This is a genomic window from Paenibacillus sp. P5_B5, from assembly GCF_056400365.1.
This window is the reverse complement of the sequence record NZ_JBFULK010000014.1, coordinates 46,612-62,364: the sequence shown is the minus strand read 5'-3', so window position 1 is coordinate 62,364 and position 15,753 is coordinate 46,612. Positions and strand designations below refer to the sequence as shown.

The following is a 15,753-nucleotide window of genomic DNA, read 5'->3' as shown; positions in this document are numbered from 1 at the left end:
TAAATATTATCAATCTCTGTGAAAACTCTACGGGTTACAGTTCAAAAGGATAGATGCATTGCTCCTTACTAAAATTAAACCTCTACTTGCCGTTTGGCAAGCTCAGCGCGTACCTGTGTATGATGCTCTCTCGTGAGTGGATACAGAATAGCTGCAATCAGTCCGATTACGATGAAAATAGTCGGTGCAACAGCCATCGTGATGCGAATCGTTTGCATAGTTCCATCACCAAGCGGGATTTTGGCTACATAACCTGCAACCTGTAGAATAATCCCGATTAGGAACATCGCAAGTGAATTGATAACTTTCATCAATAAATTCATTACGCCCGCATATAATCCTTCACGCTTCTGCCCCGTCTGCAGTTCATCTTCATCCAGTACATCAGGTAGCATCGACCATGGGAGCACGTGTGCAACACCATAGCCAAGTCCAACAATTGCACCAACTATGTATACGATATAACCAGGTGATGCTGGTGTAATGAGAAAGAAGGCAAGCTGTGAGATTGCCCAAATCGCCAGTCCCATAATTAGCGCATGCTTCTTACCGAGCTTAACTGATATACGGCTCCAAAGCGGTAAAGATACGATACCGAAGCCTACAACCATAACAAACAATATTGGCATATCAGCTTCTCGATTGAGCCAGCCTGCCATATAGTAGATCACGAAACCTTCTACTACATTCGCTGCTGCATAACAACCAACATAAATCAGGAGCAGATAGCGGAAGGTTCTATTTTTATAGATCATAAAAAATTCTTTCATATAATTCTCTGATTTATTAACAGCTAGCTTCGTTTGGCGCTCTTTGGTGGTCTTAAAAAGTATGAAGGGGATTACGAAAATAAATACCGCAATCGATAATCCCAGCATCAGATAACCGTCAGATGGATCTCCATAGGAGTCAGCAATCATCTTAGGAACAGTTGCCGCCACTAGTCCAAAGAACAGCTGAAAGAAGATCCTGTAATTGTTCACACTTGTCCGTTCATGATAATCATCTGTCATTTCAGCCATTAAGCTTAAGTAAGGAATATAGAAGGAAGCCAGTGAGGTCATGAAGAACACATAAACAAGCGTATAGTAAATAATTTGGATCACTTGATTATCCGTTGAGATTGGAAACCACAGAAAGAAGTAAAGAACAGCAATGGGAACAGCGGATATGAGAAAGAAAGGTCTTCTACGCCCCCATCGTGTTCGAGTCCGGTCACTGATCATGCCGACAATCGGATCGAATATGGCATCCCATAGTCTGCCAACCATGAAGATTGTACCCGCAATCGCTGGTGCAATGCCCACCACATCCGTTAAGAAGAACATAAAGTAAAGCCCGATCACCGTACCGCTCATCACGGATACCGTCTCCCCTAGTCCAAAGAACGTCTTAGTTCCAAAGGATAGCTTACCTGAATTTTGGCTCATGCTACGTTTCCCTACTTCCTCATTCTGACGATTTATAAGTGCCAAACTCATCTAACATGTTCAGTAGAAAATCCCTCACCATTCCACGGTCAGGCAAGGTACCGACCATCCCATACATCGCTGCGCTCCCTGCTTGGCTAGCTACCTCAGAATCTGTTTCCATTAAGGTAACTGCCTTCTGCAAATCACCTAGGAATACATCGACGATCCCTTCATGTGCAGGAGTAACCATGAAATGTAAGCAGTCTGGACTATGCTGACGATCCATATGCCAGCCATAGCTTTCCATAAGATCAGCTAACACCAGCACATTATGGGTTTGCGAAGCAAAAGCAAACACACTCATATTCGGTTTACCGAGTATATATAACCCCGGAATCGCCTCAATTCCTTTCATTAGAGCCTCCGTTGTCTCCATGGTCGACTTCGCGAGTGCGACATACCCTTCTTTGCCTAAGTAATTCATGACCGCCCATGCTGCTGCGATCGCTCCACCTGGTCTTGTCCCAGACATCGAAGGGGAAATAAAGGCACCGCCCGGCCAATCAGGATAAGCAAATAACTGATGCATACGCAGCTCTCGATTGCGATAGAGGATAACAGAGGCGCCCTTAGCTGCATAGCCATACTTATGGATATCAGCTGATATCGAAGTTACGCCTGGGACTTGAAAATCAAATGCTGGCATAGGATATCCCAATTCGCGAACAAATGGCAACATAAATCCACCCAGACAAGCATCAACGTGACATAGAATATGGTTCTCTTGCGCAAGCGCTGCGAGTTTCACTATTGGATCGACCACACCATGGGGATAAGCGGGAGCAGAACCGACGATCAGGATGGTATTGCTTGTCACTAGCTCTCTTGCAGCTACTGCATCTGCCCTGTAATCCTCTGTTATTGGAATATGAATTGGCTTAACATTAAAGTAATGTGCCGCCTTCATGAATGCAGGATGTGCTGTTATAGGTAGCAGCATTTCCGGCTCCGTTACCTCTGGCCTTACCTTACGTGCCCAATCTCTCGCTGTCTTTACCGTCATCATCACACTCTCAGATCCACCTGATGTCATATTACCTACGACTTGTTCATCACCGCCTAACATATGAGCTGCCATAGCCGTAATCTCTGATTCAAACTGACGTAAAGACGGGAATGCAGTTGGATTTAAAGCGTTTTCGTGAAAGAACATATTGTAGGCTTGCTTGACAAGTTCCGTTAATTCTTCACCTGCATAGTAAACAAGACTCCATGTCCGCCCCTTCTCGTAATTAGCATCTGCATTTTTCAATTTCTGCATAGCTGCCATTAGTTCGTCTTTGTTCTTGCCACCTATAGGGAATTGCATTCTTTGACCAGCCATTTATCTCGCTCCTTAATCTAGTTAATTAATTAATTAAATATATTAAATATTCTTACTATTAAAACGGATTATTCGCCCTGTAAAGTAATAAATCCTCCTTCACTCAATATCCATCAATTGGACCGAGAGCTACAGAGGAAACAGGATGAAGCGGCTTCGCCGTCCTATAGGACGGATGCAGTTCGTAAGGTGAATATTAGAAAGTATAGGTGTATTACTTATACTTTCTTATTCACTAAATATTGCCTTCAATCTTTAATTCTTCAACTTCGGATCAAGCACATCACGCAGCCCATCCCCGAACAGATTAAATCCAAGTACAGTTAGCATGATCGACAAGCCTGGAAAAATAACAGTCCAAGGCTCGCTCGCAAAAAATTGCCGTGAATCGGAAATCATTTTTCCCCACTCTGCCTCAGGCGGTTGGACTCCGAGTCCCAGAAATCCAAGTGCTGCTGCTTCGATAATCGCAGTCGCAATACCTAGTGTGGCTTGAACAATAATTGGGGCTAAGCTGTTCGGAAGCAAGTGAACGAACAAAATTCTACGATCTTTCATGCCTAGTGCTCTAGCAGCCACGATGAACTCTTCTTCTTTGAGGCTAAGCACCTTCGAGCGCACAAGCCTTCCGAATGTCGGTACATTGACAATTGCGATTGCGAGCAGAGCATTCTGTAAAGATGGCCCAAGAGCTGCAACAACTGCTATCGCAAGAAGAATACTCGGGAAAGCAAGTAGGATATCAAAGAAACGAGAGATGATGGAATCCACCCATCGTCCATAATAGCCTGCAATAACGCCAAGAATTGAGCCTGCAACCATCGACATGATAACGGAGAAGAAGCCGACTGTAAGTGAAATTCTCGCTCCATAAACGATCCTTGCAAACAAATCACGCCCTAGATCATCTGTACCAAACCAATGCTCACTGGATGGAGGTAAAAGTTGATCTTCAAGAGCTGGGGTTTTATAGTCGTAAACTGTAATAACCGGGGCAAGTGAGGCAACAGCGACAAAAAATAAAATAATGATTGCGCCGATCATTGCAAGCCTATTCTTACGCAAGCTTCTCCACGCATCTCGCCAAGGAGAGGAGACCTCTTGGTCTTGCAAACTTGGTTGTTTAGTTAGTGGTTGTATCGATAACTCAGCCATGGTACATCCTCCTCATCGATAACTTATTCGAGGATCAATATAAGCATATATCAAATCCACAAGTAGATTGATTAACACGAAAATCACGGCAATGACGAGTATACCTGATTGGATAACAGGGTAATCCCGGAAGGAGATTGCATCATATATATACCGACCTACTCCAGGCCAAGCAAAGATCGTCTCTGTTAGAACGGCTCCGCCAAGCAATAACCCAGATTGAATGCCGATTACAGTCACAACAGGAATTAACGCGTTCTTCAAAGCATGTTTATACACAACAAAAAATTGTGATAAGCCCTTTGCACGTGCCGTCCGAATAAAATCAGACCGCATCACTTCGAGCATACTGGACCTTGTCATACGAGCAATTACCGCCATCGGGATTGTCGCCAGCGCAATACTTGGGAGGATTAAATGCTTCATTGCTACCCATAGCTGGTCAACTCGGCCAGAGAGAATGGAATCAAGCACATTCAGCCCTGTAATCGTTTCAATAGGGTCGCGTACATTCATTCGCCCTGTTGTAGGGAGCCATTTCAGTTCGACTGCAAAAACCCACTGTTCCATCAGTCCTAGCCAGAAAATCGGCATGGATACCCCAATGAGTGCAATAACCATACTCATATAATCAAACCAAGAGTTCTGTCTCCAAGCACTTAGAATACCAGCATTCACACCGACAAATACAGCAATCGCCATACTTACGATCGTGAGTTCAAAGGTTGCTGCTAAATAAGGTGTTATTTCTTCACTAATAGGAGATTTGGTTCGAATGGAACTACCCAAATCGCCAGACAGTAGGTTACCCATAAACATGCCGTACTGTTCGTATATTGGCTTGTCTAAACCAAGTTGTTCTCGTAGAGCATCTTTCGTCTGCTGAGTTGCCTTTTCACCGAGAATCATTTCAGCTGGATCTCCGGGAATGGCATGTATAATAAAAAATACAATAATGGTCATACCAAGCAGTACTGGAATGAGCATGAGCAGTCGCCTTATTACATAAGCCGCCATCAGAATTCACCCGCTTTTCAATAATGAGACAGGAGCAGTAGGTAACGACCTACTGCCCCATCTGAGTTCGTAACTATTCTATCGTAATATTCGCGTAAGTTTCCGATCCTGTTGGAGATGGTGTGAAGCCTTTTAGCCCTTTCTTAGCAGCTAATAATGGTGTTGAGTGAACGAGTGGAATCCAAGGCGCATCTGCTTTGATAATTTCTTGTGCTTTCTTATATCCCTCAGCACGTTTCGCTTGATCAGGTTCTGCCTGAGCCTTAGATAAGAAGGTATGAAGCTCCTCATTGATATAGAAAGAATAGTTATTGCTTCCGATCGTTTCCTTATCTAGAAGCGTGTATAAGAAGTTATCCGGATCACCGTTATCTCCTGTCCAACCTAGCATGAATAGATCCTCTTTCTCACCCTTCTTGGCGTCATCAAGATAGACTCCCCATTCAGGTGACTCAATTCTTGTCTTGATTCCAATCTTAGCAAATTCAGATTGCAAGTATTCAGCAACCTTCTTGCCATCTGGCATATAAGGACGTGATACTGGCATTGCATAGAATACGAGTTCTTTATCATAACCGTTCTCATATCCCGCTTCTTTCATAAGCGCCTTGGCTTTGTCTAAATCATATGGATAATCTTTGACTTGGTCATTATAGCCAAGCACTGACGGCGGCATTGGATTGACCGCTGGAATTGCTAGACCGCTATAGAAAGCTTTAATAATAGATTCCTTATTCACAACATGATTAAGGGCTTGACGAACTTTGGCATTATCAAATGGCTTCTTTTTCGTGTTAAAACCAACATAGCCTACGTTAAATGCTGGGCGTAGAATTTTCTGTAGGGCTGCATCTTTTTCTACTTCACCCAAAGCACTTGGGTTCACATCCTCCATCAAATCGATCGTTCCAGCTTTTAATTCATTCAGTCTAGCGGTGTTGTCTGGAATGGATTTGATGATCAGTTTATCCATCTTCGGTAAACCCTTGACCCAATAATCTTTGTTTTTCTCAAGAGTAATGGCTTCGTTACGTTTCCACTCAACAAATTTATAAGGTCCTGTTCCAACTGGGGACTCCTTATACTTGTCTTTCTTCTCCTTAATGGCTGTCGGACTGCCAATACCAAAGAATGTCATGGCGATATTCTGTAAGAAAGGGGCTTGTGGTATGTTCATTGTGAACTCAACTGTTAACTCATCAATAGCTTTTACCTCTTTAATCGCACGTGTACCTTCATTTCCAAACATACTGTCGTAGTATCCAAACACTTCCTCAGCTTTGGCGTCAAGGAAGCTGAATTCACCCTTTGGATTTGACCAACGATTGAAGTTAAACACAACTGCTTCTGCGTTAAAGTCAGTTCCATCATGGAACTTAATTCCCTTATGTAGCTTGAACGTATACTTTAAGCCATCGGGAGCAACTTCAGGCAGCTCAGCTAATCCTGGAATGACTTCTGTCGTACCTTCCTTGTACTTCAGGAGTGTCTCCGTAATCTGGTGGGCTACTTTCGCTGATTCACCATCAGTTACTACCGAAGCATCAAGTGCAACGGAATCGCCTCCGCGTCCTACTACTAATGTGTTTGAACCACCGCTACCTCCGCTTGAGCATGCCGACAATACCACAGACATGACGAGTACAAGCGATAAAGCTGTAAATTTCCATTTTCTCACTTCATGACCCCCCCTATTAATAAACTCATCTATATTTATATAACGATTAACTAACTGAATATTCAATTAATTAGTTATATAGATGACATGCTACTGTATGCCTAGCTCCAAGCTCTTTCCACTCGGGACGAGCGGTCTTACATATATCCATTACTGACGCACAGCGTGTATGAAAGGTACAGCCTTGCGGAGCATTAGAAGGACTAGGTACATCCCCTCGCAGAATGATTCGCTCCTTTTTCACGTCTGGGTCAATACTCGGAACTGCTGATAGAAGTGCTTGGGTGTAGGGATGCTTAGGAGATTCATATAAGCGATCCTTGTCAGCTAGTTCAACTAGCCTGCCTAAATACATGACACCTACTCGATCACTTATATGCTTCACGACACTTAGATCATGCGCAATAAAAATATAAGTTAGATTAAATTCCTGCTGAAGCTCCTGCATTAAATTAAGCACCTGCGACTGAATGGATACGTCTAGCGCAGATACAGGCTCGTCTGCAATGATCAGCTTGGGATTAACTGCGAGCGCCCTCGCAATTCCGATGCGCTGCCGCTGACCACCCGAGAACTGATGGGGGAAACGCTTTGCGTAAGAAGCATGCAGCCCCACAACCTCTAGTAAATGCATAACACGTTCTTTACGCTCTTTGGCATTACCTATCTTGTGAACAATGAGTGGCTCTTCCAATATTCGTTCTACGGTATGCCTTGGGTTAAGCGAAGCGAATGGATCTTGGAATACAATCTGCATATCTCTACGCATCCTGCGAAGCTCTTCAGAAGACATCCGCGTAATATCCTGACCTTCAAAAAGCACTTGCCCTTCCGTTGGTTCAATCAATCGTAGAATTGAGCGACCTGTCGTTGATTTACCACAGCCACTTTCACCAACAAGTCCTAATGTCTCGCCTTTCTTTACAGAGAAGGATACATCATCAACAGCCTTGACCTGACCAATTTCCCGACTAAGGACACCGCCCCTGATCGAGAAATATTTTTTTAAATGGCTCACTTGAAGTAGATCCTGTTCCACGGCCATCCCTCCTCATTCAACATGCATCCAGCAACGACTTTGATGTCCTTCATCTACTATAACCAGTTCTGGCATACTAGTGTGGCATCGATCCATTACGAACTCACAGCGAGGCGCGAATCGACAACCCTGTGGCATATTCCTTGGATTAGGTACATTACCAGGTATCGAGTACAACTTATCTCGCGTCACATCCATACGTGGCACAGATTGAATCAATCCTTGTGTATAAGGATGTTTCGGATTCTTGAGAATCGTACGAGTCGTCCCCTCTTCTACAACCTTACCAGCGTACATAACTACAATACGATCACACATTTCGGAGACGACACCTAGATCATGAGTAATCATCATAATGGCTGTGCCTGACTCTTGATTTAGTTGTTTCATAAGATCTAATATTTGGGCTTGTATCGTGACATCGAGCGCAGTTGTTGGCTCGTCAGCAATGAGTAATTCAGGATCACAAGACATAGCCATTGCGATCATCACGCGCTGCCTCATACCACCTGATAGTTGATGCGGATACTCGTCCACAATGGCTTCAGGACGAGGAATCCCTACCTTACGGAGCATCTCAATCGAATGCTGCCTGGCTTCCTTCTTATTGAGGCCGCGATGTAAGCGAACCGTTTCACTAATCTGATTGCCGTTAGTAAAAACAGGATTAAGCGAGGTCATCGGTTCCTGAAATATCATGGCAATCTCATTACCTCGAATCTCTCGCATCCGATTCTCTGATAAATCCGCTAGATTCTCTCCCTTGAACTGAATGGAACCGTTTACAATTTTTCCTGGTGGATTCGGCACTAAGCCCATTACAGATAGAGACATAACACTTTTGCCACAACCGGATTCCCCGACTATTCCTAGTACTTCTCCCTTACGAATGTGGATATCGACCCCATCAACCGCTGGAACTCTACCACGATCCGTAAAGAAATGCGTCTGTAACCCTTTAATTTCTAGTAGAGGTTCTGACATATGGGCACCTTCCTCAGTAATTCGATTAACAAGAACAACCAATTTGACCATCCTAATCGACGAATGGGATTGAATCAATAAATTGAATAACCCAACAGGTTGTTATCAATTTGTAAAAATGTTTATTTTATAAAAATATCCCAAAATATGTATCAGTCCTTTCGTCTAGTTTATGGCATAATATCCCAATTAGTCAACTGTGAAATTATTTGTTACTAGGTTTTATAACCTGAGCAATATAGATTTTTTCACACAAATAAAAAGACTAGCGTTTTATTATATAATAAAGCACTAGTCTTAAATTCAATTAACGGCTTTGTGTAGATAGAATGGTTACAACACTGAATCCTGCAATAAAGGTTAAGATGCTTGATAGGATGAATCCAATGCTAGTAGGTAATCCAGGAAAAACAACTGCAATCGATCCAATAACTAATCCAATGATCACAGCATAAGTCATGTGACTAAAGTGCGCTAATAAATAACGAATCGCTTTGCTACTGAAAATAAAACCTACAATCACACCTGCACCAATGACTGCTATGATTGGAAAGTTGAGTGTCGACAAAGCATTAATAGCTGTAGGATAAACCCCAAGCAGTAATAATACGAATGATCCACTTATACCAGGTAGAAGCATCGCCATACTACCTAACCATCCAGCTAGAAACAACCCCACTCCCGTTAGAACTGAACTTAACGACGTAATCGGTTCACCCATTTTATCTGGACTGAAAAAGGCCATCGATGCAACTAGTGCAGCTGCAATAATCAGCAGCACAACATGTTGTGCTTTAAAGTTACGCTTCACATCTACTTGCTTAATCAGTAGTGGCAAGATCCCGATGATTAACCCAAGGAAAAAGAACTGTGTCGGCTCAAAATAATGACTTAATAAATAATCAATCAGTTTACTTAATAAGAGAAGAGCTGCCCCAACCCCTATGCCGAGTGGCACTAAGAATCCGATATGTTTCTTCCACTCTTTGCTGAAAAATCCACTTATAGCATCAAGTAAGCGATCATAAATCCCTAATATAACCGCGATCGTCCCTCCGCTTACACCCGGAATTAAATCACTGATCCCCATTACGATACCACGATATATATTTTTCCACTCCATGTTCGTTGAATGCCTCATTTCTTCTATTCACATGTTGTATATTGCAATTCACAAATGGTCAATACCTTTAAAACCTAAACGCCATCCAAAATCATAACCGCTTCACCGCTATCAATCTCACCATTCAACCGAAATCCGAAGGATTCATAAAGTCGCTGAGCGGGTATATTGTCATAATGAAGACTAAGTCGAATTGTATTACACTGATATATTCGTTTGATCCGTTCAATTAGATGTGGCATGATGGCTCTGCCGTATCCTTTACCTTGAAAATTATGGTCGATCATAAAGCGATCTAGCCATACATCGCCTGTCTCGTGATCAATGCCATACATGGCATATCCGATTAGCATACTCTCATCATACAAGCCTACTGATTGCCATTCTGGCTCAAATCTCGATTGCGCAACAGAATAAGCATTATCCTCAATGAAAGCCTCTTGATCTTGACTGACAGTAAGTACTACGACTGCACGCCAATTTTCTTCGGTTACTTCACGTATATGAAGCTGCATCTTTTCAACTCACCTTCTCAGAAACGGTTTGACTCTTTAAGCTTGGCTTTACTACTTTCAGTGTGACAAACAATACGCCAGCAAACACGAATAACGTAATGCTCATTATGACAACAGTTGCTCGAACGGATAGGATATCCGTCAATACACCACCCATAAATGGACCAACCATCATACCAACAGCATGAAACATGTTGAATAATGCATATGCTGATCCATATTCACCGCTACCATTACCATTTGAATCGACAAGTTGTCCTAGCGTTGGTAGGGTTGGTGATAACGTGAAACCTACCGCAGCACCAGCAAGGATCATTGCAATGATTAGCTGCCACAACGAATTAGAATAAACGAGCAGTGGAATCGTCACAGCGATACAAAGCAAGCCGATTAGCATGATGATAAATGGATTGCGCCGCGCAGCAAGCATACCTGATACAGGTGCAATTAATCCATAAGCAAGCGACGTAATTCCGAACAAGAGACCGATCATCATCGGCGATAAGGATAACCGCTCAGTCACATCGAGCGGTAGAATAGGTTCTAACAGCGTAAGCGTTGTTTCTGCGAGCAGAATTACACCCGCGATAAACAAAATAGAGCGATTACGTAATAGGCTAAATGTACCGCCGCTACCTTTATTCTCAGATATGTCTGCGGTTTTCTCACGGACAGGCTCTTTCAACAGCAGTACGACGGCGATAATATTGGTGACTGTAAGGATGGCTGCTACGATAAAGGGAAGTTCATATCCCCCTACTTCGAATAACCAACCACCGATAGGTGCGCCCAGCAGCGTTCCCGTCGAGATGCCTGTCAGAGCGATGCCCATCGCAGCTCCCCGTGACTTGCCGGGGAATACATCAGCGAGTAGCGCAAGAGCTGTTGTCCACGTTGCTGCTGCCGCCACGCCTTGCACAAAGCGCGCTGCAATCAGAGTAAACATAGAATCCGCGATTGCAAACAACAAAGTAGAAATCGCTAGACCGATGAGGCCAGCGATTATCGGAACCTTCCTGCCCGAGCGATTAGTCCAAGCTCCAAAAAACGGCGTTGTCACAAACAATGCGACCGCATAGACGCTAAATAAGATACCAATCATCGTCGATGATGGTTGTAATAGATCCGTGATATACGGGATGATAGGGATAATCAGACTATATAGCAGCGTATCGATAAACAATATCGAAATAACGAGAATAAGTCCGATCCACTTTGTTTTGTTCATATTCATACTGACTGACATGTTAGCACCTCTTCTAACCGATCTGTTTCCTTCTAACGAGGGTAATCATCGCCTTAACGATACTCTAACTCTATACTTTATCTTCATTCCTAGGCATCAGCCCATATAACAATACTTCTACAATAGATGATAAAGCTTGTGTAACGGATATATGATTTTTGAGAAAAAATCGCTGATCCAGCGTCGAATTCGTAGCGTCGATAATGAGTTTCATGATGAGGTTAACGTTCATATCTCGAATGATGCCTTCACGAATACCTTGCTCAATCAGCACACGCAGCGTGTTCCAATCATCCTGAAGCGCATCGTTCACCTTCGTCCATTGCTCGGGGAAGTAACGTTTAAGCTGATCCAATATTTTGAGATCATAAAGTTCGTAATGATTCGGTAGTACAGTCATTACACCTTTAATTTTATCTATAAGTGATAATTCAGGATCCTCAACGATCTGAATCGTTTTCTCATCTGCTTCCCGCAATGTTTGCTCGATAATGTTATCCAGCACTTCAACCTTAGATGAACAATGCTCATATAAGGTACGTTTACTGATTCCAAGTCGGCCAGCTAGATCGTCCATTGTGAACTTGATTCCTTTATCATGAATTTCTTCAATGACTGCCTTCGTAATTCGATCTCTCATTATCAATCCTCCTAAGAATGTTTGAAGGTAAACTTCACAAGCATTTCCACTTGTAAACTATAAAAACAAAAATAGTTTTTTCAGTTACAACTCAATTGTATACCTTCTATTCCGATAAAATCAAGCTTTCCTGAATTACACTTATGATGTAGGTGAGCCATTTGGTCCTAAGAACCGCAGACCAGAGAGAGTGTATCGTGTATCTATTCACAAACTAAAAAGACGTTCATTTTGCAGAATGAACGTCTTCTTAGCAAGGCTATATTTTTACTATATGAGTAAAGGATTGGTTAGGTATCATAACAGTCCGTTCTCAAGAAGTACCAGAGAGGAGTCTAGGCATCCTTCATCCTTCATAAGATTCCAATCTCCCTATTGATCGCTTGCTTCTTGGCAAAGAACAGCCTCCGAGTTTGCGTTCCATGACAAGTACAAGCTATCAATTAGGGCTTGAAGTTTCTTATCAATTTGACCATTATCATATGCAGAACCTCTTTACTTGCAGTAGTGTGCTGGAGTTCACTACCACTTCTAGAACCTTGTCCTTAATTCGGTACAATAGTCGAATACTCATCAACAAGTGACAGCTCGTGAACACATCAACTAGCTTGTGTGCCCGCTAACTTCCCCCTTTTCAATAGAACTCAACTTCATGTTACCTTACTATACTATAAAGGATTTGTATGTGAAGTAATTTACAGAGTAGTTACAATTTATAATTAAAGTAAAATTAACGCCTCTACTTAGTTAGCTTTGACTTCATTGCTGCCACAAAAATACACGCCCAGCCTGCCAAGAACGCAACCCCGCCAAACGGCGTAATGGCACCGATAATCCCAACCCCCGTTATGCTAAGTACATAAAGACTTCCAGAGAATAATAGGATACCTGCCATTATCAGCCAACCTGCTGCAGAAACTAGCCGCTGATTACCAAGCCGATCTGCTAATAACGCAATTGCGATAAGCCCAAGCGCATGCATCATATGATATTGGATACCAGTCTCATAAACGGTTAGCATTTTGGGGCTAATACTTTCCTTCAAAATGTGTGCACCAAATGCACCAAGAGCAACAGACAAGAAAGCATTTGCACTCCCTAGCATTAAAAAACGTCTAAACATATCATTCACCTCATTAAAATTATATAAGCCAAGGTTTAACCTGTGGTCTTAGAAGCGATCTCCAATTTTTTTGTAGATATCAGTCTGTCTCTTTATACAGTAAGACATAATTTCCTGACGATACATTTCTTTAATACTCTTAAATTCTAATGCATAGCGTATTCGCTTACTATCCATCCATGAAGTGTTAACGATCTGTCCTGTGAATGGAACTATAATTTTCTTCTTGGGGGTCTCAATCTCAATTTCACCCTCCAGCGTATCTCCCATAGTAAATGGTTCCATATTAAAGCAATGGAATGCAACGCCTCCACCGCTGATATCATCGGTTACAAACTTCACCTTCTGCTTCTCATCTTCTTCTGTTCCCATCTCGAACCACAAATCTAGTGTAGCTGGCACGCGAAAATAATGCCTTCTTTGAACCTTCTCCACTTGATTCGGTTTAGGCTTAGGTAGCACGAATCGGTTATCCGTGAAAGCTAGCTTCGTCTGATAGACATATCGATTGTTCTTATCATCAAAGAAATAGACTGATACTTGCTGCACACCAGTAGGTACAAGCAGTTCATCTTGGTTTGAAGGATGCTGAAGTCTCAATTCTTGATCCGTAACTTTGAGAACGAGTGTCTGATACATGGTTCCTTCACTTGTTTCAATTTCTAATAGCTGATTATTCCATATAGGATCTATTTTCATACTTTTCTTCCGCCCTCTCTGAAAAACTATCTATAATGCTCGACTTATGGCGTCTATTACCATTTGCTTCTGAAATGGCTTTCAATCATTATTTTTGCCATTACAATGTCTACTCCTTTAAGTGACGCTAGATATATTGTGACTAAAGACCTAATTTAGATAATTCAATTTTATATATAACAGAATCAATTTTCAATGTTTGTTTTTTAGGAAAAGCCATTAATAGCAATATTCTCTACTTAAAAGTAGAAATCATGATAAAATAATTCGGAGTATTCAAACCTACTATTGATACAGAAAAGAGGATTTGTCGTGCATACCAAAAGCAATCAAACTACTGGATTTATCCTTGGTATTGGATTAACACTAGCAATTGCGATCGCCGCTAAGTTTCTTGCTAAGCTACCTTTCTTTAGTATAATGGGACAGCTCGTTATCGCCATTCTGATCGGAATCATATGGAGAGCCACACTTGGCTTACCCGCCCGAGCAACTGCAGGCATTACATTCTCTAACAAAAAACTGCTTCGCGTTGGTATTATCTTACTAGGAATGAGACTTAACCTGATGGATATCTACAATGCCGGTTGGAAAGTATTTATACTAGCTGTCCTTAGCATTGTATTTGCCTTCTTCGTTGTATATGGATTAGCCAAATTATTTAAGGTAGATAAGAATCTTGCGGTTCTTACTGCTTGTGGTACTGCGATCTGCGGCGCAGCCGCAATCGTTGCTGTAGCACCGCAAATCAAAGCCAAAGATAATGAAACCGCAATTGGAGTAGCAACCATCGCTATTCTAGGCACATTATTCACACTTGCTTATACATTTCTATACCCTTTCTTAGGGTTATCACCAGCAGGATACGGCATATTCTCAGGTGCTACACTACATGAAATCGCGCATGTTATTGCTGCTGCTGACCCCGCTGGTAAAGAGGCTGTCGACCTTGCTGTTATAATCAAGCTTACACGAGTTGCACTGCTGATCCCGGTAACGATCTTAATCGGAATCTGGGCAAGCAAGTGGGAGCGTGAGGGGTCTGAATCGAAGGCTCAAGACAAGCCATCACTCATATCGATTATGCCATGGTTCATCTTCGGATTCTTAGCAATGAGCGCAATTAATTCGCTTGGCATTTTCTCTGCTGCATTCGCTGATAACGTAGTAGTAATTTCCTATATGCTACTTGCAATGGCTATGGCTGGTCTTGGACTGAATGTTGATCTCAGCGCGTTCAGACGTCTTGGGCTTAGAACATTCACTGCTGGACTGATTGGTTCAATCCTGCTATCCATTTTCGGATTCATCATGCTATACATTCTACAGCTTGCATAGCCCATTTCTATTCGTATAATAGAATTAGATTCACTTAGGAAGGATGATACAACATGCCACAATTACTTATTAGGGGAATCAAGCCTGAGGATGTTTGCAAGATCAGCACGAAGCTCATTCAAGAGCTTGCGGATATTTGTGAATGTGACACAGAGAACATTATTTTGGAATGCATACATTCGACATCGATCTATAATGGCCAAATCGTTGAGACATTCCCATTCATTGAGGTTGCTTGGTTTGAGCGTGGAGCTAAAATACGTGATCAATTTGCCACTGCGATTACGAGGCATGTCATGTCCATTGACATACCAGAAGTTGAAGTAGCCTTTAGCGTATTTCGTGAAGATAGCTATTACATAAATGGCGAACGTTGTTTATAAATAAACACACAAAATCC

15 protein-coding genes are annotated in these 15,753 nt (G+C 42.3%); 2 read left to right on the top strand and 13 right to left on the bottom strand.

The window, feature by feature from the left end:
• Positions 1–74: 74 nt before the first annotated feature.
• From AC1DOK_RS17930 to AC1DOK_RS17870, 13 genes are all read right to left on the bottom strand, one after another.
• Positions 75–1,481: an MFS transporter gene (locus AC1DOK_RS17930; protein WP_477555679.1), complete on the bottom strand. Its 1,407-nt coding sequence runs from the start codon at positions 1,479–1,481 to the stop codon at positions 75–77.
• Entirely contained in the window at positions 1,450–2,796 is a 1,347-nt protein-coding gene (locus tag AC1DOK_RS17925) for a pyridoxal phosphate-dependent decarboxylase family protein (protein WP_477555678.1), read from the bottom strand. The genes AC1DOK_RS17930 and AC1DOK_RS17925 overlap by 32 nt, the downstream gene beginning before the upstream one ends.
• A 255-nt stretch (positions 2,797–3,051) precedes the next feature.
• Positions 3,052–3,951, bottom strand: a complete 900-nt coding sequence (locus AC1DOK_RS17920; RefSeq protein WP_477555677.1) for an ABC transporter permease — start codon at positions 3,949–3,951, stop codon at positions 3,052–3,054.
• A gap of 12 nt (positions 3,952–3,963) precedes the next feature.
• Positions 3,964–4,968, bottom strand: a complete 1,005-nt coding sequence (locus AC1DOK_RS17915; RefSeq protein ID WP_477555676.1) for an ABC transporter permease — start codon at positions 4,966–4,968, stop codon at positions 3,964–3,966.
• A gap of 73 nt (positions 4,969–5,041) precedes the next feature.
• The gene (locus AC1DOK_RS17910; RefSeq protein WP_477555767.1) at positions 5,042–6,604 is read right to left on the bottom strand and encodes an ABC transporter substrate-binding protein; all 1,563 of its coding nucleotides are present in this window, start codon (positions 6,602–6,604) and stop codon (positions 5,042–5,044) included.
• A gap of 112 nt (positions 6,605–6,716) precedes the next feature.
• Positions 6,717–7,691 carry an ABC transporter ATP-binding protein gene (locus AC1DOK_RS17905; protein WP_477555675.1) on the bottom strand — a complete coding sequence of 325 codons (975 nt, stop codon included), beginning with the start codon at positions 7,689–7,691 and terminating at the stop codon, positions 6,717–6,719.
• Positions 7,692–7,697: 6 nt separating this feature from the next.
• The gene (locus AC1DOK_RS17900; RefSeq protein ID WP_477555766.1) at positions 7,698–8,669 is read right to left on the bottom strand and encodes an ABC transporter ATP-binding protein; all 972 of its coding nucleotides are present in this window, start codon (positions 8,667–8,669) and stop codon (positions 7,698–7,700) included.
• A 307-nt stretch (positions 8,670–8,976) separates the two neighbouring features.
• Positions 8,977–9,792: a DUF368 domain-containing protein gene (locus AC1DOK_RS17895; protein WP_477555674.1), complete on the bottom strand. Its 816-nt coding sequence runs from the start codon at positions 9,790–9,792 to the stop codon at positions 8,977–8,979.
• Between the two features lie 74 nt (positions 9,793–9,866).
• The gene (locus AC1DOK_RS17890; protein WP_477555673.1) at positions 9,867–10,307 is read right to left on the bottom strand and encodes a GNAT family N-acetyltransferase; all 441 of its coding nucleotides are present in this window, start codon (positions 10,305–10,307) and stop codon (positions 9,867–9,869) included.
• Between the two features lie 4 nt (positions 10,308–10,311).
• Positions 10,312–11,553: an MFS transporter gene (locus AC1DOK_RS17885; RefSeq protein ID WP_477555672.1), complete on the bottom strand. Its 1,242-nt coding sequence runs from the start codon at positions 11,551–11,553 to the stop codon at positions 10,312–10,314.
• Positions 11,554–11,623: 70 nt separating this feature from the next.
• The gene (locus AC1DOK_RS17880) at positions 11,624–12,193 is read right to left on the bottom strand and encodes a TetR/AcrR family transcriptional regulator (RefSeq protein ID WP_477555671.1); all 570 of its coding nucleotides are present in this window, start codon (positions 12,191–12,193) and stop codon (positions 11,624–11,626) included.
• 739 nt (positions 12,194–12,932) lie between these two features.
• Positions 12,933–13,316: a DUF423 domain-containing protein gene (locus AC1DOK_RS17875; RefSeq protein ID WP_477555670.1), complete on the bottom strand. Its 384-nt coding sequence runs from the start codon at positions 13,314–13,316 to the stop codon at positions 12,933–12,935.
• 48 nt (positions 13,317–13,364) lie between these two features.
• Positions 13,365–14,015 (bottom strand): flagellar brake protein, encoded by a 651-nt coding sequence (locus AC1DOK_RS17870; RefSeq protein WP_477555669.1) that lies wholly within the window; start codon positions 14,013–14,015, stop codon positions 13,365–13,367.
• Between the two features lie 288 nt (positions 14,016–14,303).
• Here AC1DOK_RS17870 and AC1DOK_RS17865 point away from each other — a divergent pair, with 288 nt between their 5' ends.
• Both AC1DOK_RS17865 and AC1DOK_RS17860 read left to right on the top strand, forming a co-directional pair.
• Positions 14,304–15,353, top strand: a complete 1,050-nt coding sequence (locus AC1DOK_RS17865) for a YeiH family protein (RefSeq protein ID WP_477555668.1) — start codon at positions 14,304–14,306, stop codon at positions 15,351–15,353.
• Positions 15,354–15,406: 53 nt separating this feature from the next.
• A complete protein-coding gene (locus AC1DOK_RS17860) occupies positions 15,407–15,736 on the top strand; it encodes a DUF1904 family protein (RefSeq protein WP_477555667.1) in 330 nt (109 codons plus the stop codon).
• The last annotated feature ends 17 nt before the right edge of the window (positions 15,737–15,753 follow it).